Raw genomic sequence first — 20,557 nt, 5'->3', positions numbered from 1 at the left:
AATTATCCCAATGACTTCTTGTAGCGGCCTTCGATCATCCGGTTCCACGACAGCATGATCAGCAGGTTGAGCAACAGCAGGGCGACGGCAATCGCAGCGCCCATCGGCCAGTTGAGTTCCGACAGGTACTGGTCGTAGATCAGCGTGGCGACCATCTTTATCCGGCGTCCGCCGAGTAGTCCGGGGATGGCAAATGAACTCGCCGCGAGGCCGAACACGATCAAGGTGCCGGAGAGCACGCCGGGCATGATTTGCGGCAGCACCACTTTGCGCATCACCGTGAGGTGGCTGGCGCCCAGTGACAGCGCGGCCTGTTCGGCGGCCGGGTCGAGTTTTTGCAACGAGGTCCAGACCGGAATGATCATGAACGGCAGCATCACGTGGACCAGTGCGATCACCACCGCGAACGGCGTGTAGAGCAGCTTCATCGGCGAGCCGCCGAAGGCTTGCAGGGTCTGATTGACCAGCCCGTCGGCGCCCAGCAACAGACTCCAGCCGAAGGCACGTACCACCACCGAAATCAGCAACGGCGTGAGGATCAGAATCAGGAAGATCGAGCGCCACGGCGCGCCCATGCGGCTGAGGATGTAGGCCTCGGGCACGCCGATCACCACGCAGAGCAGGGTGGTCAGGGCGCTGATCCAGAACGTCCTCAGAAAGATCTCGTAGAAGTACGGATCGCCCAGCAAGCTGCTGTAGTGATCGAACGTGTAGGCGTCGCTGTTGATCCCCGAGCTGTAGTCGAAGACGTTGAACGACAGCACCAGCGTCAGCAGCAGCGGGATCACCAGCAGACCGAAGTACAACGCCAGGGCCGGTGCTGATAACCAATAACCCTGACGTCCCTGGTGGATGACGGCAAGCGTACTCATGCCTCCACCTCGTCGACACTCAGCACCCGCAGCAATGTTGCATCCCAATCGAGGCCGACCGCCGTGCCTTCGATCAAGGGGGCCGAACCGTCGTTGCGGCGCACCACGCTGAGTTCGCCCAACGATGTCGATACGCCGTACAGCCATTGGCTGCCAAGGAAAAAGCGGCTGACGATCTTGCCTTGCAGACGGCCCTGACCGTTATCCAGCAAGTCGATCTTTTCCGGGCGCAGGCTCAGGGTCAGTTCGCCGTCGCCACGGCTGCACACCTGCACGACGCCGGCGCTGTCCCGCTCGCCGGGCAGCAGGTTGGCCTTGCCGACGAACCCGGAGATGAACTCGGTGCGCGGGTGCTCGTAGAGGGTATAGGGCGCGTCGATCTGGGTGATGCGCCCGGCCTGCATCACCACCACCCGGTCGCTGATCGACAGGGCTTCGGACTGGTCGTGGGTGACCATCAGCGTGGTGATGCCGACTTCGCGCTGGATGCGGCGGATTTCGAACTGCATCTCCTCGCGCAAATTGGCGTCGAGGTTGGACAGCGGCTCGTCGAGCAGCAGCACCGGCGGTTCGATCACCAACGCCCGCGCCAGCGCGACTCGTTGGCGCTGACCGCCGGAGAGCTCCCGTGGGTAACGCTCGGCGTGCAGGTGTAGACGTACCAGTTTCAGCACCCGATCCACCCGTTGCTGCAACTCGCCGTTGGGCACTTTGCGCATGCGCAGGCCGAAGGCGACGTTGTCTTGCACGGTCATGTGCGGGAACAGCGCATAACTCTGGAACACCACGCCCAGGCCACGACTGGCGGGTTTGGCGTGGGTGATGTCGCGACCGTCCAGCACAATGCGCCCGCTGCTGACTTCGACGAAGCCGGCGATCATTTGCAGGGTGGTGGTTTTGCCGCAGCCGGAGGGGCCGAGCAAGGAAACGAACTCGCCTTTCTCCACCGACAGGTTGGTGGCGACGACCGCGTCGATTTCGCCGTAACGTTTGCCGAGGTTTTCAAGTTGCACGAAGGCCATGACTGCGCTCCACCTGAGATTGTTATGCGTCGCCAAAGGCGCGCTTTTTTGTATGGGCAGATACGAAAAGGATGTTGCCGGGGTGCGTTGGCGCTCGACTTCTGTCGGCTGCCGCTGTTGTTCGAATCGCCCCTGATGGACGCAGAGTAGGACGAAGAATAGGATGGGCTCAATGGCCTATTTCACTGAAGCGATGACTATTTTCAGTTTCATTCAATGAGTAAATTTATCGTCGAGAAATCACATGTCTGATTCCATTGAGCGGAATGAAAACAAAAATGAAGTCGGCGTCGGTGCCGTCTCAAGACTATTTGCGGTGCTGCGCAGTCTGGGTGACACCGTCGAAGGCGGAGAACGCGTGACGCAACTGGCGCAGCGCATTGGTTTGTCGCAACCAACCACCCACCGCTTGCTGCGCAGCCTGATGGACGAGGGCATGGTCGAGCAGGACGCGCGCAGCAAACGCTATCGCCTGAGCCTGGAGTTTTTTGCCTTGGCGGCCCGTGCCGGCAACACCGGCAACTTGCGCGAACTGGCGCGGCCGGCGTTGCTGCGGTTGTCGGCTTCGTTGGGAGATTCGTTGTTTTTACTGGCACGCAGTGGCTTCGATGCGATCTGTCTGGACCGCAGTGAAGGACCGTTTCCGATCCGCACCTTTACCGGTGATATCGGCGGGCGGGTGGCGCTCGGCGTGGGGCAGGGCAGTCTGGCGATTCTGGCGTTTCTGCCGCAAGAGGAGCGCGACACGGTGATTCATTACAACTTGCCGCGGCTCAAGGATTTTCATCTGTATGACGAGGTGTTCCTGCGTTCGGAAGTCGAGAATGTGCGCACCCTCGGTTATGCCGGACGCAACACCGGCGTGTTGCAAGGCATGGCCGGGGTGGCCGTGCCGATCCTCGACCGTGAGGGTCGGGCGGTAGCGGCGTTGAGTGTGGCCACGGTCAGTGATCGCCTGGGGCCGGATCGCTTGCCAACGGTGGTGGAGATGCTCAAGCGTGAAGCCGCACTGATCGGGCCGCGGATCAATCCGTTCGATCCGCTGTTGCGAAGGCCTTCGCAAGTGTTCGGGCAGGGGTGACCGTAATCTCCAAATGATCACTGACTCCCACAGGGATTGGCGGTGATGATCAGAATTGCGCAGTTTGCTTGAGCATCTGCGCCGCCGGCGTGTCACTCGGGCTGACCATCGCGTAGTTGTACCCGGCCCCCGACCAGTACTCGGCCTGCAGTTCGCCATCGCTGCGGCTACCCCGAGGCAGGAGGAAGTTTTTCGGCCCCGGCGGGCGGACGTAGAAGCTGATCTTGTGCCCGCCCTGATCCTCGTACACCACCATCGCCGCCGGACCTTGTTCGGTGCTGAGCAGCCGCCCGCTGATGGGTTTGTATCCGGCAGCGGTCAGGTTCGGCAGACGATGGGCCTGGCTGAAATACCGATCGAGCCAGCCCTGCATATCGCCGTCATCGCTGACTGTGTAATCCGCCGGCAGCATGCCTTGCTGGGCAATCAGCCGGTAGGCCTGCATCGCATCGGTCATCGGCAGCGGGGCGCTGACCAGGGTCATTTCCCGCGCCTGCCAACCGCTCAAACCGCCGACGCTGACCGCAATCAGCAACACCGCCGCGCTGGCCAGATGGCGGCGCGACTGGTGTTTGACTCGCTGGCGAATCATTGCCGGGTCGAGTTGCGGGTTGGCCGGTTGCTGCAAGGCGCCGCTCAGGGCCGCACGCAATTGTTGGGCATCGTGCTGCCAGGCGCGTACTTGCGCGGCCACTTCGGCGTTGTTGGCCAGGTAAGTCTCCACCCGATGTCGGTCAGCATCGCTGAGTTGGTGATCGACGTAGGCGTGCAGGTCACGCTCGCTGGGAGGCATGCTGATCATTTGAGTCTCCGCAGGGAAGGGCGGTTGATTTCGCCGTCGCTGAGCTGGCGCAAGGCCTGGCGTGCGCGGGACAGGCGCGACATCACGGTGCCGATGGGGACGTCGAGAATCTCGGCGACTTCCTTATAACTCAAGCCTTCCACCGACACCCAGAGCAGCAGCGCGCGCTGTTCGGTGCCGAGCTGATCGAAGGCTTGCAGGGTCGATTGGGCGATCACCGTGCGTTCTGCCGAAGGCTGCGCATCGTCACGGCCGGTAAAGAATTCGAGCATCCGCGCATAACGCCGGGAGCGGCGATGAGCGTCGAGAAACTGCCGATAAAGAATCGAAAACAGCCAGGCACGCAAGTCGCCCTCGAGATGTTTGTCGCCCCAACTCGACAGCGCGCGCTCGAGGCAGGCCTGCACCAGATCGTCGGCGCTGCTGGAGTTGCGCGTCAGCGATACGGCGAAACGCCGCAGTCTGGGAATGATTTCCCTGAGTTGTTCGTCGATATCGTTCATGAAGTTCTGACCAGTCACTACGCTGTGGTGAGTGTTCAGGAAGACGCCCGACATTGGAGGTTATTCCACGCCTGGAAAAATAAATACCGGGCGATGGAATAAACCCTGGCGGGGGGCGTCTGCCTGATTCTTCTCACTTGTGGCCGATGGCCCTGGAGTCATTCATGGTAGATCGCTCATCACCACCCACGGGGCCTGGCCGGCCACCGCTGAGTGCCGCGAGCCTGACGTTGCGCCTGACCGGCATTGCCGTGGTGGTCGCCGCGCTGGCCGGGGCTTTTGCCTACGTCAACGGCACACTCGACCCACAGCGTCTGACGCCGAAAGACTTGGTCAATGTATTGGAGAAAAACAACGGCGTGCACCCGGGATTCCGTCGTAACCACGCCAAAGGCGTGTGCGTGATCGGGCATTTCGAGAGCAGCAGCCAGGCGCGCGAGTATTCCAGCGCCCAAGTGTTCAGCGAAGCGCGGACCCCGGTGGTCGGGCGTTTCGCGCTGCCTGCGGGCAATCCTTACGCGCCGGACAATAGCGTGCCGATCCGCAGCCTGGCGTTGCGTTTCACCCAGGCCAATGGTCAGCAGTGGCGCACCGGGATGAACAGTATGCCAGTGTTCCCGGTGGGCACGCCCGAGGCGTTCTATCAGTTGCAACAAGCACAGTCACCGGATCCGGCTACCGGCAAACCGAACCCGGCGGCTGTGCCAGCGTTCTTCGGTTCTCATCCGGAAGCCGCGCCATTTCTGGCCTGGATCAAAACCGCCAAACCGTCAGCCAGTTACGCGACGGAAACCTATAACAGCGTCAACGCGTTTTACCTGGTGAACGCGGCCGGGCAACGGCAGGCGGTGCGTTGGAGCATGACGCCAGTGGCTCAGGACGCGGCAGGTGCAACGGCCCCCGAGGGTGGCGATTTTCTCGAGAAAGATCTGGTACAGCGCTTGTCCGCCGGCCCGCTGCGTTGGCAGTTGAACATCACCCTGGCGAACCCCGGGGACCCGGTCAACGACGCGAGCAAGGCCTGGCCCGACGGCCGAAAAGTGCTGAACGCCGGCACGCTGGTGCTTGAAAGCACCCAGCCGCAACTCAATGGCGAGTGTCGTGACATCAACTACGACCCACTGGTATTGCCCAGCGGTATCGAAGGTTCCGACGACCCATTGCTCGCCGCTCGCTCAGCCGGTTACGCCCGTTCCTACCTGCGCCGAACCAGCGAAGTGAAGCAGTTGCCCAACGCCAAACAGGAGTCTCAACAATGAGTGCTCAACCGAACCATTTCGCGCCATTGGCGCGGCTGCTGCACTGGCTGATGGCGCTGATGATCATCTCGATGCTGTTTATCGGCGCGGGCATGGCGGCCTCGGTGTCCGAGCGCCATCAGTGGCTGATCCATCTGCACAAACCTTTGGGCGTTGCGATTCTGTTGCTGGTGATCGTGCGCCTGGCCGTGCGTTTTTCGACCCGGCAACCACCACTGCCGGCGGATCTGCCGAGTTGGCAAGCATTCGCGGCCAAGGCTTCGCATTTTTTGCTGTACGCCTTGATGCTGATTTTGCCGCTGTTGGGCTGGGCGATGATTTCGGCGGCCGGCGATCCGGTGATGCTCAGTAGCTCGTTGCAATTGCCGTCGATTCTGCCGGCGAATGCGCAGGTGTTTGCGTTCCTGCGCAAGGCGCATGGGTATTTGGCGTATCTGTTGTTTCTGACCGTACTGCTGCATTTGGCGGCGGCGTTGTTTCACGGCTGGGTACGTCGTGATGATGTGCTGAACAGCATGTTGCGGGGCAAAGATCGAGGGTGATCCCAGCTGCCGCAGGTAAATTCTGCGGATGTACGCGGTCAATGTAGGAGCTGCCGCAGGCTGCGATCTTTTGATCTTGAAAATCGAAGGTGTCCCCTAGATCAAAAGATCGCAGCCTGCGGCAGCTCCTACGCGTCAGCGTGAAGTTGCTTCCACAGGTTGGTCCTTCGTGGCCAACGTCAGCCACCAATAGATAAACGCCACGGTATTGATCCCCGCTCCCAACAAGCACACGCCGATCCATCCCGCCCAGGCATACATCGCCGTCGAACCGATCGAACCCAAGGCGCTGCCGATCGAATAGAACAGCATGTAGCCGGCGGTGAGTCGGCTTTGCGCTTCGGGGCGCACGCTATAGATCATGCTCTGGCTGGTGACATGAACGGCTTGCAAACCCAGATCCAGCGTAATCACCCCGAGCAGCAGCGCCCATAAAGAGGATTGAGTGAGTGCGATGGGCAGCCATGAGGCGAGCATCAGCAGCAATGACAGTCCACTGGTCCATTGCCCCAGACCGCGATCGGCCAGATGCCCGGCGCGAGCGGCGGCCAGCGCACCGGCGGCTCCGGCCAGGCCGAACAGTCCGATTTCGGTGTGGGAAAGTGCAAGCGGCGGGGCACTCAGCGGCAATACCAAGGGTGTCCACAGCACCATGGCGCTGGCGAAGGTCAGCAGGGCGAGCATGGCCCGTTGACGCAATACCGGTTCTTCCTTGAACAATGTGAATACCGAGCCGATCAACGCACCGTAAGCGCTATCCGGTCGCGCCTCTTCGTGCTTTGGCAGCACACGAAACAACAGCAGTGCCATCAGCAGAGTCAATCCGGCGGACAACAGATAAATCGAACGCCAACCGGCCAGATCAGCCATGCCGCCCGCCACCGTTCGTGCCAACAGAATGCCGACGACAATGCCGCTGGTAATCACGCCCACCACACGTCCACGTTGCGCCGGGATGGCCAGGGTTGCGGCGTAGGCCACCAGGACTTGCGTCACGACCGCCAGTAACCCGGTCAGTGCCATGCCGAGCAATAGCCAGGTGCTGTTCGACGCTAATGCGATCATCAATAAGGCCAGTGCTGACAGCAGGGTTTGCGTGACGATCAGCCAGCGACGGTTGAGCAGATCCCCTAGCGGAACCAGCAACAACAGACCCACGCCATAACCGATCTGGGTAAGGGTGACGACGATACCGATGGTTGCCGGATCCATGGCGAAGGCTTCAGCCATGGCATCGAGCAGCGGTTGTGCGTAATACACATTGCCGACGGCCAGGCCGCAGGCAACGGCAAACAGCAGCACCACTGCGCCGCTTAACGGATGGTCAGGTTTCATCACAGGCTTCCTTTTGTGGTTTCAAAATAAAACCAGTTGTACGGTAGGGAGTCTGGTTTTATATTGCAACCACATTTGTTGCCGGCGGACGCGGTCATGGTTAAACGTACAAGCATGGAAGGCGCAGAATGCCCGGTCGCCCGTTCACTGGACGCGATTGGTGATTGGTGGTCGTTATTGATCGTGCGCGATGCGTTCGATGGCCTGCGGCGATTCGGCGAGTTCCAGCGCAATCTGGGCATGGCCAAAAACATTCTCTCGGCACGCCTGCGCACATTGGTGGCTCACGGGATTTTCGATCTGGTGCCAGCGTCGGACGGCAGCGCGTATCAGGAATACGTACTGACGGAGAAGGGCAAGGGCCTGTTCCCGTTAATCATCGGGTTACGGCAGTGGGGGGAGGCGTTTTTCTATGAGGCGGGGGAGGCGCATTCGCGGGTTGTCGATCGTGAGAATGGTCGACCGGTGCGGGCTCTGGAATTGCGTGCCGAGGATGGGCGCTTGTTGGGGCCGGAAGATTGTGTGCGGCTCCCGGCTGAGTAAAAAGATCGCAGCCTTCGGGGTTTTGTGAACATCTGTAGGAGCTGCCGAAGGCTGCGATCTTTTGATTTTGAATAATCAACGTAGAGCATCGACCATGTCGGCGATGGTTGTCAGCACGTCCTTGCCCAACTGCTTCGAGCGTTTGCCGGACCAGCCGGTCAGCGGGTTCGGTGCGTCGTTGTGGTCTTTGAAGGGCATTTCCAGGGTCAGCGACAGGCAGTCGAACTTCTGACCGACGCTGTTGCAGGCCAGGGTCATGTTGGCTTTGCCAGGCTCGTCGCGGGTGTAGCCGTGTTTGGTCTGGAAATCTTTGGTCTGATGTTTCAAATGACTGCGGAAATGTTCTTCGAGTTTTTCGATCCGCGACGTATAGCCCGGGTTACCTTCGCAACCGGCGGTGAACACGTAGGGGATTTCTTCGTCGCCATGGATGTCGAGGAACAGGTCGACACCATACTTTTCCATCTGCTGCTGAACGAACAGCACTTCCGGGCTGATCTCCTGGCTGGCGCTCTGCCACGCGCGGTTCAGGTCCTGACCCATGGCGTTGGTGCGCAAATGACCGTGACAGGCGCCATCCGGGTTCATGTTTGGCACCAGGTACAGGTCGGCACTGGCCAGGAGTTTTTTCAGCACTGGGTCGTCGTGTTTTTCGAGGCGTTCGATCACGCCTTCCATGAACCATTCGGCCATGTGTTCGCCGGGGTGTTGCTGGGCGATGATCCAGACCTTGCGCTGGCCTTCGGCACCGGTACCTTTGCGCAACAACTGGATGTCGCGACCTTCAACGCTCTTGCCGGTGGCCAGCAGCTCGGTGCCGGCCTTAGTCAAGGCCTGTTCGATCAGCCAGTCATGGCGGCCACGGCTGTAAGGTTCGAAATAGGCGAACCAGGCGTGGGTGGCAGTGGCTTCGAGGCTGAAACGCAGGCAGTCACCTTCGAAAATAGTCGGCACCCGGAACCAGTTGACGTGGTCATAGGAGGCCACCGCCTGATAGCCATCCCAGGCTTTGTTATACGAAGATTTGCTGGCGTTGTTCAGGCGAAACCAATGCTCCTCTCCAACGTGCAGACCGCTGGCCTTGAAGTGGAACCACTGGAAATGCTGGCTGCGAGTGTCTGGCTTGATCGCCAGCAGCGCTTGCAAAGGATTGCTGATGTCCAGCACTTCAATGTTGCCACTGTCGAAGTTCGCGTTGATGTCGAAAGAAGATCTAGCCACGGCCATAATCAATTCCTGAATATGATTTTTATGGCTGCTACTTTACACGTAAGGAAGGGAGAAACCGGGGGAAATTGCGAGGGTGAAAAGGGGGGCGTCCTCCTTGACGCCGACGCAGCTTAGAGACTGCGCGAGTGATTCTCAAGTGCTATTTTGCGTTAGTTTGGCCCAATGCTACCGGGCCTCTCTTGCCAACAGGTATTCATTTGATATCATCCGCGCCAATCGAATTTGCAGTACCCACAGACTTCATTAGCCTGAAGCCAAAGCCAGAATAACTGGCAAAAAAAAGACCCGGCAAAAGCCGGGTCAAAAACCGTGATTAGCCTGATGAGGAGATAGTCCAGGAGACCGACCTAAGGTCCCTTGGGCCATCGACTGATCTCGCGACCAGTTGATGCAATAATAATCATTATCATTTGCAAGTCAAATGTTTTTATCTGTGCGATTGGAAAACTTTTCCTGTCCTCCTCCAAAGCGCTTCCTCCTCAAACGTTCTGATTGCCCTCCAGGGAGCGGTCGACCATCGCCTTGGCCATGTCGATCATGTGCACCGTCGAAAACGCCAGATCCCGGCTTGCACCCTGCAGCTGGTTGGCGGATTCATGCGCGGTGGCGGCGGCACAGCGCAACAGATCCGAAGCATGGACCAGTGCCTCTTCGCTGCTGATGTTACGGTTCACATCGAAGAAACGTTCTTCGCTGGCCTCTTCTGACACAGCTGGTTTCAAGTAGTAGTCCAGCGCCCGCTGCGCGGCGGCAGAGCCTTTTGGCGAGTTGAGCGTAGTGTCGAATTGGGTGTCGGGCAGGGTAATGCTGGGGATGGTCATGACGATGGCAAGCTCCGTGATAGATTCAAATCCGTGAGCCCAGCTTAGTACGTACTGTATTTGTGTCTTGAATTTAAATACTACAATTTGTGTTTTGTTGGTCGGAGTACCCCACGTATCGTGCCGCACATGGATAAATGGATTGAATTGGTCAAGGCCAAAATGAGTGAACTCAAAGTCACTCAAGAGATACTCGCCGAGCGCATCGGAATGTCCCAGGGCGGCGTCGGCCATTGGCTGAATAAACGTCGTCAGCCCGGCATCCAAGAGATGAACCGTGTCTTGCAGGCGCTGGGGATGGATTATCTGGAAGTCGCGATGGTGATCAGGGAACCGCAGATCTCACAGGATGAAGAGATCCCTCTGACGCAAAAGTACAACCCGTACTTTCGCTACCCGGTCAGTGACTGGCGGGAAACCGGGGAGGTACGCGACGGAGAACTATCAACTTACGGCGCTTCATCGACTGCCAGCAAGCCGCGCTTCGAGCTGTCCGATTACCACGCCCAAGGCGCAGCATTCTGGCTGGTAGTGGTCGGTGATGCGATGACCGCACCCACGGGTGTGAGCATTGCCGCGGACATGTTGATTCTGGTGGACCCGGCCATCGTGCCGGAGCCTGGCAAACTGGTGATCGCCCAATGGCCCGGCAGCGCCGAGGCGGTTTTTCGCAAACTGATCGAAGAGGGCGGGCAGCGTTATCTGGTCCCGCTCAATCCGACCTATCCGAAAGCCCTTTACACCGAAGAATGCCGAATCATCGGCGTAGTGGTTCAGGCGACTGCCAAATTCTAATCAGATCGGTCCTCGCAACGCGTAGGACCGATCTTCATTTCACGCGAGTTCCAATTCCACTAACGCACTGCCTTCGCTGACCATTTCGCCTTCCTGGCAATACAGCGCCTTGATCACTCCGGCGTGGGGTGCGCGAATGCTGTGCTCCATTTTCATCGCTTCCAGCACCACCAATTGCGCCCCGGCTTCGACCGTTTGCCCGGCCTCCACCAGCACTCGCACGATGCTGCCGTTCATGGGCGCGGTGAGTCCGCCGTGATGGCTGTGACTGGCTTCGACGGCGCTGATCGGGTCATACGATTCGATGCGGCGCAACTCGCCGTCCCATTGCAGATACAGCGTATCGCCACGACGGATGGCCCGGTGCTGGCGGCGCAAACCGTTGTGTTCGGTCAGCAGGTATTCACCCTTGAGCTGGGCGGTATGAGCATTGGTATCGCCCAGGGTCAGCGCCCGGTCTTGCCCTTCGCAACTCAAATGCAGGGTGATTTCTGTCGGCAATCCGGCACGGAATCCGTTGCCGATACCCCAAGGCGAACTCAGGTCATCAGCGCGGGTCGTGCTCGGTTGGCTCTTGGCAAATGCCTGCGCGGCCGCTTGCCAGAATTCATCGCTGAGGTCTGAAGGTGCTGGCAGCAGTTGTTCCTGATAACGCGGAATGAACCCGGTATCCAATTCGGCCGCGGTAAACGCCGGGTGGCCGATGATTCGGCGCAGGAAGTTGATGTTGGTCTTCAGTCCGCCAATGGCAAACTCATCAAGCATGCTCAGCAACCGCAGCCGCGCCTGTTCACGGTCTTCGCCCCAAGCAATCAGCTTGCCGAGCATCGGGTCGTAGAAGGGCGAAATCTCGTCGCCTTCTTCAACGCCACTGTCCACGCGACGCCCCGGCCCTTCGGCGGATTCGCGGTACAACGCCAGACGCCCGGTGGCCGGCAGAAAATCATTGCCCGGGTCTTCGGCATACAGTCGCACTTCAATCGCATGGCCAATCAGCGGCACCTGGTCTTGCGTTATTGGCAGCGCTTCACCGCGGGCCACGCGAATCTGCCAGGCCACCAGATCAAGGCCGGTGATCGCTTCGGTTACCGGGTGTTCAACTTGCAAACGCGTGTTCATCTCCATGAAGAAGAACTCACCGCGCGCATCCAGCAAAAACTCCACGGTGCCGGCACCGACGTAACCGATGGCCTGTGCCGAGCGCACAGCAGCTTCGCCCATCGCGCGACGCAGTTCCGGGCTCAGACCCGGAGCCGGTGCTTCTTCGACGACTTTCTGATGCCGACGCTGAATCGAGCAATCACGTTCGTTGAGGTACAGGCAGTTGCCCTGCTGGTCGGCGAATACCTGGATTTCCACGTGGCGTGGCTTGAGCAGATACTTCTCCACCAACATCCGCGAGTCGCCGAATGACGACTGCGCTTCACGTTGCGCCGAAGCCAGGGCTTCGGCCAGCTGGCTGACGTCCTCGACCACTTTCATGCCTTTGCCACCGCCGCCCGCCGTAGCCTTGAGCAGCACCGGGTAACCGATGCGTTCGCAGGCGTCGCGGAAGGTGTCGAAGTCCTGGGCTTCGCCGTGATAGCCGGGCACCAGCGGCACGCCGGCGGTTTCCATCAAGGCTTTGGCCGCGGACTTGCTGCCCATGGCGTCAATGGCCGAGGCGGGTGGACCGAGGAAGATCAGACCGGCCGCTTCGATTGCGCGGGCGAACCCGGCGTTTTCCGAGAGAAAGCCATAACCGGGATGAATCGCCTGTGCGCCGCTGGCTTTCGCGGCAGCGATCAGTTTGTCGATTTGCAGGTAACTGTCGGCGGCTTTGCTGCCGCCCAGGTCAACGCGTATATCCGCTTCGCGGCTGTGCCGGGCGTCACGATCAATGGCGCTGTGCACGGCCACGGTGGTCAGGCCCAAGGCCTTGGCGGTGCGCATCACTCGGCACGCGATTTCACCACGGTTGGCCACCAACAGGGTGGTGAGAACAGGTGCGCTCATCAACGCGGCTCCTTGAGGGTGGTTTCGGCTTGCCAGTTCGGCGGACGTTTTTGCAGGAAGGCACGCAGGCCTTCCTGGCCTTCGGGGCTGACGCGGATTCGGGCGATGGCGTTCTCGGTGTAGCGCCGCAGCGCCGGCGTCAGCGCACCGTGGCCGACTTCGCGCAGCAAATCCTTGCTGGCGCGCATGGCCGCCGGGCTGTTGAGCAGCAGATTGTCGATCCACTGATCGACTTTGTGTTCCAGCTCAGCCATCGGGTAGCTCTCCGACAGCAAGCCGATTTCCCGAGCCCGTTGCCCGCCGAAACGTTCGGCGGTCAAGGCATAGCGCCGTGCCGCGCGCTCGCCGATGGCTTGCACCACGAACGGGCTGATGACCGCCGGCGCCAGGCCGATGCGCACTTCCGACAGACAGAACTGCGCGTCATCGGCGCCGATGGCCATGTCGCAGCAACTGATCAGGCCCAGCGCGCCGCCATAGGCCGCGCCTTGCACCACTGCCACGGTCGGGATTTTCAGCTTGGCGAGGTTGTACATCAATTCCGCCAGTTCCCGGGCGTCATCAAGGTTGGTGTGGTAATCGAGTTCGGCCGATTGCTGCATCCAGGCCAGATCGGCGCCAGCGCTGAAATGCTTGCCGCGCCCACGGATCAGCAGAAAACGCAGGCTGGCATCGCTCGACACTTTGTCCAGCGCGAGGATCAGTTCGCGGATCATTTCGGCGTTGAAGGCGTTGTTCTTTTCTTCACGGCTGAGCCACAGGGTGGCGAAACCACGCGGGTCAGTCAGCAGTTCGAGGGTGTTGAAGTCGCTCATGGTTTTCTCCAGATCACATCCGGAACACGCCGAAGCGGCTCGGTTCGATTGGCGCGTTCAGCGACGCCGACAAGGCCAGGGCCAACACATCGCGGGTCTGCGCCGGGTCGATGACACCGTCGTCCCACAGTCGAGCGCTGGAATAATAGGGATGCCCCTGTTCTTCATATTGATCGAGGATCGGTTGCTTGATCTCGGCTTCCTGCTCGGCGCTGAAACCATGACCACCACGCTCGGCTTGCTCACGCTTGACCTGCACCAGCACGCCTGCCGCCTGTTCGGCCCCCATTACGCCGATCCGTGCGTTCGGCCACATCCACAGGAAGCGTGGGTCGTAAGCCCGACCGCACATGCCGTAGTTACCGGCGCCGAAGCTGCCACCGATGATCACGGTGAATTTCGGCACCTTGGCGCAGGCCACGGCGGTCACCAGTTTCGCGCCGTGCTTGGCGATGCCGCCGGCTTCGTATTTCTGGCCGACCATGAAACCGGTGATGTTTTGCAGAAATAGCAACGGAATGCCGCGCTGGCAGGCCAGTTCGATGAAGTGCGCGCCTTTCTGCGCGGCTTCGGCGAAGAGGATGCCGTTGTTGGCGAGGATCGCGATCGGGTAACCGTGCAGATGTGCAAAGCCGCACACCAATGTCGTGCCGAACAATGCCTTGAACTCATCGAACACCGAACCGTCCACCAGCCGCGCGATCACTTCACGCACGTCGAACGGTTGCTTGGCGTCCGCCGACACCACGCCGTACAACTCCTCGCTGCTGTACAGCGGCGCGATCGGCGTACGTTGTTGCAGTTCACCGAGCTTGCGCCAGTTGAGGTTGGCGACGCTGCGCCGGGCCAATGCGAGGGCGTGTTCATCGCTTTCGGCGTAATGGTCGGCGACGCCGGAAATCTTGCAGTGCACATCGGCCCCGCCGAGGTCTTCGGCGCTGACCACTTCACCCGTTGCGGCTTTCACCAGCGGTGGGCCGGCGAGGAAAATCGTTGCCTGCTGACGGACCATGATCGCCTCGTCGGCCATCGCTGGCACGTAAGCGCCCCCGGCGGTGCACGAGCCCATGACCACCGCAATCTGCGGAATGCCCATGGCGCTCATGTTGGCCTGGTTGAAGAAGATCCGCCCGAAGTGTTCGCGGTCCGGGAACACTTCATCCTGACGCGGCAGGTTGGCGCCGCCGGAGTCCACCAGATAGATGCAGGGCAGGCGATTCTGCTGGGCGATGGTTTGCGCGCGCAGGTGTTTTTTCACGGTCAGCGGGTAGTACGAGCCGCCTTTAACGGTGGCATCGTTGGCGACGATCATGCATTCGACGCCTTCCACCCGACCGATACCGGCAATCACCCCAGCGGCGGGAACGTCTTCGCCGTAGACCGCGTAGGCGGCCAGTTGGCTGATCTCGAGAAATGGCGAGCCGGGATCGAGCAGGCGATTGATCCGTTCACGGGGCAGCAATTTGCCCCGCGAGGTGTGGCGTTCTTGAGCCTTCGGGCCGCCACCTTGCTGCACTTGCGCGAGCAGGGTGTGCAGGGCGTCGACCTGTTTGAGCATCGCCGCGCTGTTGGCCGCGAACTCCGCCGAACGGGGATTGAGCTGGGTATGCAGGATAGCCATGTGCAGCTCCGTTTAGCGGGTTTCGTTGAACAGTTCGCGACCGATGAGCATGCGACGGATCTCACTGGTGCCAGCGCCGATTTCATACAGCTTGGCGTCACGCAGCAGACGACCGGCCGGGAATTCGTTGATGTAGCCGTTGCCACCGAGAATCTGGATCGCGTCGAGGGCCATTCGGGTCGCGCATTCGGCGCTGTAGAGGATGACTCCGGCGGCGTCCTTGCGCGCGGTTTCGCCGCGCTCGCAGGCCTGGGCCACCGCGTAAAGGTAGGCACGGCTGGCATTGAGTTGGGTGTACATGTCGGCGACTTTGCCCTGGATCAGCTGGAATTCGCCGATGCTCTGGCCGAATTGTTTGCGGTCGTGGATGTACGGAACGATCAGGTCCATACAGGCTTGCATGATCCCCGTCGGGCCGCCCGAGAGCACAACGCGCTCGTAGTCGAGGCCGCTCATCAGCACTTTCACGCCGCCGTTGAGCACGCCGAGGATGTTTTCTTCCGGCACTTCGACGTCATCGAAAAACAGCTCACAGGTGTTCGAACCGCGCATGCCGAGCTTGTCGAACTTATTGCTGCGGCTGAAGCCTTTGGAGTCACGCTCGACGATGAAAGCAGTGATGCCGTGCGGGCCTTTTTCCAGGTCGGTCTTGGCGTAGATCACGTAGGTGTTGGCGTCGGGGCCGTTGGTGATCCAGGTTTTGCTGCCGTTGAGTACGTAGTGGTCGCCGCGTTTGTCGGCGCGCAGTTTCATCGAGACCACATCGGAACCGGCATTCGGCTCGCTCATGGCCAGCGCACCGATATGCTCGCCGCTGATCAGCTTCGGCAGGTATTTGCTTTTCTGTTCGTGAGTGCCGTTGCGGTTGATCTGGTTGACGCAGAGGTTGGAGTGAGCGCCGTAAGACAGGGCGACCGAGGCCGAACCGCGGCTGATTTCTTCCATCGCCACCACGTGCGCGAGATAACCCAGACCCGCGCCGCCGTACTCTTCCGGCACGGTAATGCCGAGCAGGCCCATGTCGCCGAATTTGCGCCACAGGTCGGCCGGGAACAGGTTGTCGATGTCGATCTGAGCGGCGCGCGGGGCGATCTCTTTGGCGACGAAGGACTGAACCTGATCGCGCAGCATGTCGATGGTTTCACCGAGGGCAAAGTTCAGGGATGGGTAGCTCATGGGACACCTTTTGGCTTTTTTGTAGGGTGGGGAGGGCAGTGTTTCAGCTCTCACCTTTACGTCAACGTAAGCCTGTGATGAATGGCTGTCAATCACCCTTTACGTTAACGTCAACTTGAGCGAGAGTAGAGCCAGTTCTGAATGGTCGGAGCTGCCGTAGCTCCGTTCCAACACCCACTAATAAAGACAATAGGGGTCGTCATGGATCAACCCAGTGCAAACCCGCAGCGCAGCTACACCCGTGGTTCCCAGGACAAAGCCTTGCTGGCGATGACCATCGGGCAGAAGTTCGACGACACCGTCGCGCGATACCCGGACGGCGAGGCACTGGTGGTGCGACATCAACAGCTGCGTTACACCTGGCAGCAGTTGGCAGAAGCCGTCGACCTGCACGCCAAAGCGTTGTTGGCGCTGGGCTTGCAGACCGGTGACCGGCTCGGCATCTGGGCGCCGAATTGTGCCCAGTGGTGCATCAGCCAGTTCGCCAGCGCGAAAATCGGCGTGATTCTGGTCAACATCAACCCGGCTTACCGCAGCTCCGAACTCGAATACGTGTTGAAGCAGTCCGGGTGCCAGTGGCTGGTCTGTGCCGGGGCTTTCAAGACCTCCGACTATCACGGCATGCTGCAAGGGCTGGTACCGGAATTGGCGGAACAATCCATCGGCCGGTTGCAGAGCGAACGTCTGCCGGAACTGCGTGGAGTGATCAGCCTGGATGCGCAGCCGCCATCGGGTTTCCTGCCGTGGTCGCAGCTGACCGATCTGGCGGCCAGCGTGTCGATCGAGCAATTGCGCGAACGTCAGGGCAGTCTGCATTTCGATCAAGCGGTAAACATCCAGTACACCTCCGGCACCACGGGTTTTCCCAAGGGCGCGACCCTCAGCCATTACAACATTCTCAACAACGGTTACATGGTCGGCGAAAGCCTCGGGCTGACAGCCAATGATCGGCTGGTGATTCCGGTGCCGCTGTATCACTGCTTCGGCATGGTCATGGGCAACCTCGGCTGCGTCACCCACGCCAGCACCATGATTTACCCCAACGACGCCTTCGATCCGTTGCTGACGCTGAGCACCGTCGCCGAAGAAAAAGCCACCGCGCTTTACGGCGTGCCGACCATGTTCATCGCCATGCTCGATCAGCCCAAGCGCGCCGAGTTTGATTTGTCGAGCCTGCGCACCGGGATCATGGCCGGGGCGACCTGCCCGATCGAGGTGATGCGCCGGGTTATCAATGAAATGCACATGAGCGAAGTGCAAATTGCCTACGGCATGACGGAAACCAGCCCTGTGTCGTTACAGACAGGTCCGTCAGACGAGCTGGAATTGCGCGTCACCACCGTTGGCCGCACCCAGCCGCAACTGGAAAGCAAAATCATCGACGAGGCGGGCAACCTGGTGCCACGCGGCACCATCGGCGAGCTGTGTACTCGGGGTTACAGCGTGATGCTCGGCTACTGGAATAACCCGCAAGGCACCGACGAGGCTATCGATGAGGCGGGCTGGATGCACACCGGCGATCTGGCGAGCATGAACGACGAAGGCTACGTGTGCATCGCCGGGCGTAACAAGGACATGATCATTCGCGGCGGTGAGAATGTTTACCCTAGGGAGCTGGAAGAGTTCTTCTTCACCCATCCGGCGGTAGCTGATGTGCAGGTGATCGGCATTCCTTGCTCCCGTTATGGCGAAGAGATCGTTGCCTGGATCAAATTCCACCCCGGCCACAGCGCCACCGAACAGGAGCTGCAAGCCTGGTGCAAGGAGCGCATCGCGCACTTCAAGACGCCGCGTTATTTCAAGTTCGTCGAGGAGTTTCCGATGACCGTGACCGGCAAGATCCAGAAGTTTCGGATGCGCGAGATCAGCATCGAGGAGCTGCGAGGTCATCACGCCTGACCACAATTCCTTGTGGGAGCGAGCCTGCTCGCGATGACGGCAGCACATCCGATATAGATGTCGACTGAACCACCGCTATCGCGAGCAGGCTCGCTCCCACAGGGGGGGCGCAGTGGAAATGGCAAACACGAGAAAGCACAAAGGGGAGCCGAAGCTCCCCTTTAATTTTGTCGCACGTGCTCTTTTTTTATTATTGAGGGGCGGTCTGTTGTTGTTTTTGGCAACCGTGGCCCTTTACCGCTGTTTTTGTCGATCCCCATCCGGGATCAAGAGCAAACGTATTTTTTTGAGCGCTGATCTACTTTTTCGCTAAGCGATCCAACCAGTTCGGGAGCTACCTGAAGGTAGTTTTATTGTTCTCTGCCCGGTTGCGGGTTACTTCGAAAAGCACCCTGAAAAGCACATCCTCTCCAAAAAAATCTGTTAGCTGCGTCTCTGCCGTGTTGTTCTTGTTATGTCAGAGTCGTTACGTCTTATTTTTATTGGTTTGCAGTTTTTATTCTTGTTATGCCATAGAGATAGCAGAAGCCGTGCCAACTTTTGAAAACCCTTTAAATTCAATGCTTTGAGTTTTTCACAGGATTTTTCATCCGACCCAAACCCGACAATTTGTTTCCGTGTTACTCGCTTCCGCCCACGTTTCTGCACACGCGGTAACACCCGGACACATCCACACTGTCACTGTGCGCTGCGAGCCTTGGCCACACGCGAACCGGTAGGGCGCCCCAGCACCGTGCAAATCTGTTGGCCGGCCCGAATCAAGGCATCCAGGTCGATTCCGGTCTCGATACCCAGGCCGTTGAGCAGGTAAACCACGTCTTCGGTCGCGACATTACCGCTGGCGCCCTTGGCGTAGGGGCAGCCGCCGAGGCCGGCGATGGAGCTGTCGAACACCGCGATGCCTTCCAGCAGGCTGGCGTAGATGTTGGCCATGGCCTGGCCATAGGTATCGTGAAAGTGCCCGGCCAGTTTTTCGCGTGGCACATCGGCCGACACCACGTCGAACATCCTGCGTGTCGCGCCGGCGGTGCCGGTGCCGATGGTGTCTCCCAACGAAACCTCGTAGCAGCCCATGGCATAGAGCTCACGAGCAACCCGGGCGACTTGTTCCGGTGCGATGTCACCTTCATAAGGGCAACCCAGCACGCAGGACACGTAACCGCGCACGCTGACCCTGTGTTGCTTGGCGGCGTCCATGATCGGCACGAAGCGCTCCAGGCTCTCGCTGATCGAGCAATTGATGTTGCGCTGGGAAAACGATTCGGACGCTGCGGCGAACACGGCGACTTCCTTGACCCCGGCGGCGATGGCATCTTCAAAGCCCCGCAGGTTGGGGGCGAGGGCGCCATAGGTTACGCCCGGCTTGCGCTTGATCTGCGCGAAGACCTCGGCGGAACCGGCCATTTGCGGCACCCATTTGGGCGAGACGAAACTGCCGACTTCTATATAGCCCAGGCCTGCGGCGGTCAGCGCGTCAACCAGATGCACCTTGTCCGCAACGCTGATGGGCTGGGCTTCGTTTTGCAGACCGTCGCGGGGGCCGACTTCGACCAGGCGTACGTGGGTGGGTAGGGACATGGGAATTGACCTGTTGTCTGAATGCTGGGAAAACCCTGTGGGAGCGGGCTTGCCCGCGATGGCGGTGTGTCAGTCAGCATCAATGTTGAATGTCATGCCCTCATCGCGGGCAAGGCGGATCGCCGCACCGCCGCTCCCACAGGGAACTGTGTAGATCTACCGGACCGCTTGCTGGCTCTTGATCGTCAGCTCCAGCGCCTGAGTACAGCGCTCTTCGGCCGTGTCGAGTTCCAGTTTCATCTGTTCGATGTCCAGCAGTTGCTGTTCGAGTTGTTCCCGACGCTCGGCGATTTTCGCCAGCATACTATGCAGTTGCTTGGTGTTACCGCTGGAGGGGTCGTAGAGCTCGATCAGCTCGCGGCATTCGGCCAGGGAAAAACCAATGCGCTTGCCTCGCAGGATCAGCTTCAGGCTGACCTTGTCGCGGGGCGAATAAATGCGTTCCTGACCACGACGCTCGGGGCTGAGCAGGCCTTGCTCTTCATAAAAGCGAATAGCTCGGGTAGTGATGTCGAGCTCGCGGGCGAGGTCGGAAATGCTATAGGTCTGGCTGCTCATGGAAGCGCTCGAAAAAGGTCATGGCGCTAAGCTAATGGCAGGTTGACGTTTACGTCAAGGGGCATGGATCTTCGTTGGTATCACCGGCCTCTTCGCGGGCTTGCCCGCGA

The 20,557-nt window shown here is 59.8% G+C and carries 19 protein-coding genes; 6 read left to right on the top strand and 13 right to left on the bottom strand.

Going from position 1 to position 20,557, the window contains the following annotated elements; all coding sequences use genetic code 11:
- Nucleotides 1-2: 2 nt before the first annotated feature.
- Both PSH97_RS18670 and PSH97_RS18665 read right to left on the bottom strand, forming a co-directional pair.
- The gene (locus PSH97_RS18670; RefSeq protein ID WP_305446192.1) at nt 3-872 is read right to left on the bottom strand and encodes an ABC transporter permease; all 870 of its coding nucleotides are present in this window, start codon (nt 870-872) and stop codon (nt 3-5) included.
- Entirely contained in the window at nt 869-1,894 is a 1,026-nt protein-coding gene (locus tag PSH97_RS18665) for an ABC transporter ATP-binding protein (protein ID WP_305446191.1), read from the bottom strand. The genes PSH97_RS18670 and PSH97_RS18665 overlap by 4 nt, the downstream gene beginning before the upstream one ends.
- Before the next feature lie 244 nt (nt 1,895-2,138).
- Here PSH97_RS18665 and PSH97_RS18660 point away from each other — a divergent pair, with 244 nt between their 5' ends.
- Entirely contained in the window at nt 2,139-2,975 is an 837-nt protein-coding gene (locus tag PSH97_RS18660) for an IclR family transcriptional regulator (protein ID WP_305446190.1), read from the top strand.
- 49 nt (nt 2,976-3,024) lie between these two features.
- Here the strand turns inward: PSH97_RS18660 and PSH97_RS18655 are convergent, their stop codons facing one another.
- Both PSH97_RS18655 and PSH97_RS18650 read right to left on the bottom strand, forming a co-directional pair.
- The gene (locus PSH97_RS18655; protein WP_305446189.1) at nt 3,025-3,777 is read right to left on the bottom strand and encodes an anti-sigma factor family protein; all 753 of its coding nucleotides are present in this window, start codon (nt 3,775-3,777) and stop codon (nt 3,025-3,027) included.
- Nucleotides 3,774-4,280 carry an RNA polymerase sigma factor gene (locus tag PSH97_RS18650; RefSeq protein WP_305449830.1) on the bottom strand — a complete coding sequence of 169 codons (507 nt, stop codon included), beginning with the start codon at nt 4,278-4,280 and terminating at the stop codon, nt 3,774-3,776. The genes PSH97_RS18655 and PSH97_RS18650 overlap by 4 nt, the downstream gene beginning before the upstream one ends.
- Before the next feature lie 164 nt (nt 4,281-4,444).
- On the opposite strand from PSH97_RS18650, the gene PSH97_RS18645 reads away from it, so the two are divergent.
- Together PSH97_RS18645 and PSH97_RS18640 are read left to right on the top strand one after the other, a co-directional pair.
- The gene (locus PSH97_RS18645) at nt 4,445-5,539 is read left to right on the top strand and encodes a catalase family peroxidase (protein ID WP_305446188.1); all 1,095 of its coding nucleotides are present in this window, start codon (nt 4,445-4,447) and stop codon (nt 5,537-5,539) included.
- Nucleotides 5,536-6,081, top strand: a complete 546-nt coding sequence (locus tag PSH97_RS18640; RefSeq protein ID WP_305446187.1) for a cytochrome b — start codon at nt 5,536-5,538, stop codon at nt 6,079-6,081. Before PSH97_RS18645 ends, PSH97_RS18640 begins: the two co-directional genes overlap by 4 nt.
- A 135-nt stretch (nt 6,082-6,216) precedes the next feature.
- On the opposite strand, the gene PSH97_RS18635 is transcribed toward PSH97_RS18640, so the two are convergent.
- Nucleotides 6,217-7,416 carry an MFS transporter gene (locus PSH97_RS18635; RefSeq protein WP_305446186.1) on the bottom strand — a complete coding sequence of 400 codons (1,200 nt, stop codon included), beginning with the start codon at nt 7,414-7,416 and terminating at the stop codon, nt 6,217-6,219.
- A 96-nt stretch (nt 7,417-7,512) separates the two neighbouring features.
- Between PSH97_RS18635 and PSH97_RS18630 the strand changes: the two genes are divergently transcribed.
- Nucleotides 7,513-7,959: a winged helix-turn-helix transcriptional regulator gene (locus PSH97_RS18630; protein WP_123720445.1), complete on the top strand. Its 447-nt coding sequence runs from the start codon at nt 7,513-7,515 to the stop codon at nt 7,957-7,959.
- Between the two features lie 75 nt (nt 7,960-8,034).
- Here PSH97_RS18630 and PSH97_RS18625 read toward each other — a convergent pair whose 3' ends face one another.
- On the bottom strand, nt 8,035-9,186 hold the full coding sequence (locus PSH97_RS18625; RefSeq protein WP_305446185.1) for a M14 family metallopeptidase: 1,152 nt from the start codon (nt 9,184-9,186) through the stop codon (nt 8,035-8,037).
- 482 nt (nt 9,187-9,668) lie between these two features.
- Nucleotides 9,669-10,010 (bottom strand): DUF6124 family protein, encoded by a 342-nt coding sequence (locus tag PSH97_RS18620; RefSeq protein ID WP_305446184.1) that lies wholly within the window; start codon nt 10,008-10,010, stop codon nt 9,669-9,671.
- A gap of 129 nt (nt 10,011-10,139) precedes the next feature.
- Here PSH97_RS18620 and PSH97_RS18615 point away from each other — a divergent pair, with 129 nt between their 5' ends.
- On the top strand, nt 10,140-10,805 hold the full coding sequence (locus tag PSH97_RS18615; protein WP_305446183.1) for a LexA family protein: 666 nt from the start codon (nt 10,140-10,142) through the stop codon (nt 10,803-10,805).
- Nucleotides 10,806-10,844: 39 nt separating this feature from the next.
- Here PSH97_RS18615 and PSH97_RS18610 read toward each other — a convergent pair whose 3' ends face one another.
- The 4 genes from PSH97_RS18610 to PSH97_RS18595 are packed head-to-tail and all read right to left on the bottom strand — an operon-like array spanning nt 10,845 to nt 16,412.
- The gene (locus tag PSH97_RS18610) at nt 10,845-12,800 is read right to left on the bottom strand and encodes an acetyl/propionyl/methylcrotonyl-CoA carboxylase subunit alpha (RefSeq protein ID WP_305446182.1); all 1,956 of its coding nucleotides are present in this window, start codon (nt 12,798-12,800) and stop codon (nt 10,845-10,847) included.
- Nucleotides 12,800-13,615 (bottom strand): gamma-carboxygeranoyl-CoA hydratase, encoded by an 816-nt coding sequence (locus PSH97_RS18605; RefSeq protein WP_305446181.1) that lies wholly within the window; start codon nt 13,613-13,615, stop codon nt 12,800-12,802. Before PSH97_RS18605 ends, PSH97_RS18610 begins: the two co-directional genes overlap by 1 nt.
- A 13-nt stretch (nt 13,616-13,628) precedes the next feature.
- Entirely contained in the window at nt 13,629-15,236 is a 1,608-nt protein-coding gene (locus tag PSH97_RS18600; protein ID WP_305446180.1) for a carboxyl transferase domain-containing protein, read from the bottom strand.
- A 12-nt stretch (nt 15,237-15,248) separates the two neighbouring features.
- On the bottom strand, nt 15,249-16,412 hold the full coding sequence (locus tag PSH97_RS18595; RefSeq protein ID WP_007904074.1) for an isovaleryl-CoA dehydrogenase: 1,164 nt from the start codon (nt 16,410-16,412) through the stop codon (nt 15,249-15,251).
- A 201-nt stretch (nt 16,413-16,613) separates the two neighbouring features.
- Between PSH97_RS18595 and PSH97_RS18590 the strand changes: the two genes are divergently transcribed.
- Nucleotides 16,614-18,311, top strand: a complete 1,698-nt coding sequence (locus tag PSH97_RS18590; protein WP_305446179.1) for an AMP-binding protein — start codon at nt 16,614-16,616, stop codon at nt 18,309-18,311.
- A 678-nt stretch (nt 18,312-18,989) separates the two neighbouring features.
- Here PSH97_RS18590 and PSH97_RS18585 read toward each other — a convergent pair.
- Both PSH97_RS18585 and PSH97_RS18580 read right to left on the bottom strand, forming a co-directional pair.
- Nucleotides 18,990-19,889 (bottom strand): hydroxymethylglutaryl-CoA lyase, encoded by a 900-nt coding sequence (locus tag PSH97_RS18585; protein ID WP_305446178.1) that lies wholly within the window; start codon nt 19,887-19,889, stop codon nt 18,990-18,992.
- Between the two features lie 156 nt (nt 19,890-20,045).
- A complete protein-coding gene (locus PSH97_RS18580) occupies nt 20,046-20,447 on the bottom strand; it encodes a MerR family transcriptional regulator (RefSeq protein ID WP_305446177.1) in 402 nt (133 codons plus the stop codon).
- Nucleotides 20,448-20,557: the final 110 nt, after the last annotated feature.

This window comes from Pseudomonas cucumis, from assembly GCF_030687935.1.
GTDB lineage: Bacteria > Pseudomonadota > Gammaproteobacteria > Pseudomonadales > Pseudomonadaceae > Aquipseudomonas > Aquipseudomonas cucumis.
This window is presented reverse-complemented; position numbering and strand designations above follow the sequence as displayed.

Excerpts from the sequence above, each read along its gene's own strand:
- PSH97_RS18670 (WP_305446192.1), bottom strand. The coding sequence starts at position 872 with ATGAGTACGCTTGCCGTCATCCACCAGGGACGTCAGGGTTATTGGTTA.
- PSH97_RS18665 (WP_305446191.1), bottom strand. The coding sequence starts at position 1,894 with ATGGCCTTCGTGCAACTTGAAAACCTCGGCAAACGTTACGGCGAAATC.
- PSH97_RS18660 (WP_305446190.1), top strand. The coding sequence starts at position 2,139 with ATGTCTGATTCCATTGAGCGGAATGAAAACAAAAATGAAGTCGGCGTC.
- PSH97_RS18655 (WP_305446189.1), bottom strand. The coding sequence starts at position 3,777 with ATGATCAGCATGCCTCCCAGCGAGCGTGACCTGCACGCCTACGTCGAT.
- PSH97_RS18650 (WP_305449830.1), bottom strand. The coding sequence starts at position 4,280 with ATGAACGATATCGACGAACAACTCAGGGAAATCATTCCCAGACTGCGG.
- PSH97_RS18645 (WP_305446188.1), top strand. The coding sequence starts at position 4,445 with ATGGTAGATCGCTCATCACCACCCACGGGGCCTGGCCGGCCACCGCTG.
- PSH97_RS18640 (WP_305446187.1), top strand. The coding sequence starts at position 5,536 with ATGAGTGCTCAACCGAACCATTTCGCGCCATTGGCGCGGCTGCTGCAC.
- PSH97_RS18635 (WP_305446186.1), bottom strand. The coding sequence starts at position 7,416 with ATGAAACCTGACCATCCGTTAAGCGGCGCAGTGGTGCTGCTGTTTGCC.
- PSH97_RS18630 (WP_123720445.1), top strand. The coding sequence starts at position 7,513 with ATGGTTAAACGTACAAGCATGGAAGGCGCAGAATGCCCGGTCGCCCGT.
- PSH97_RS18625 (WP_305446185.1), bottom strand. The coding sequence starts at position 9,186 with ATGGCCGTGGCTAGATCTTCTTTCGACATCAACGCGAACTTCGACAGT.
- PSH97_RS18620 (WP_305446184.1), bottom strand. The coding sequence starts at position 10,010 with ATGACCATCCCCAGCATTACCCTGCCCGACACCCAATTCGACACTACG.
- PSH97_RS18615 (WP_305446183.1), top strand. The coding sequence starts at position 10,140 with ATGGATAAATGGATTGAATTGGTCAAGGCCAAAATGAGTGAACTCAAA.
- PSH97_RS18610 (WP_305446182.1), bottom strand. The coding sequence starts at position 12,800 with ATGAGCGCACCTGTTCTCACCACCCTGTTGGTGGCCAACCGTGGTGAA.
- PSH97_RS18605 (WP_305446181.1), bottom strand. The coding sequence starts at position 13,615 with ATGAGCGACTTCAACACCCTCGAACTGCTGACTGACCCGCGTGGTTTC.
- PSH97_RS18600 (WP_305446180.1), bottom strand. The coding sequence starts at position 15,236 with ATGGCTATCCTGCATACCCAGCTCAATCCCCGTTCGGCGGAGTTCGCG.
- PSH97_RS18595 (WP_007904074.1), bottom strand. The coding sequence starts at position 16,412 with ATGAGCTACCCATCCCTGAACTTTGCCCTCGGTGAAACCATCGACATG.
- PSH97_RS18590 (WP_305446179.1), top strand. The coding sequence starts at position 16,614 with ATGGATCAACCCAGTGCAAACCCGCAGCGCAGCTACACCCGTGGTTCC.
- PSH97_RS18585 (WP_305446178.1), bottom strand. The coding sequence starts at position 19,889 with ATGTCCCTACCCACCCACGTACGCCTGGTCGAAGTCGGCCCCCGCGAC.
- PSH97_RS18580 (WP_305446177.1), bottom strand. The coding sequence starts at position 20,447 with ATGAGCAGCCAGACCTATAGCATTTCCGACCTCGCCCGCGAGCTCGAC.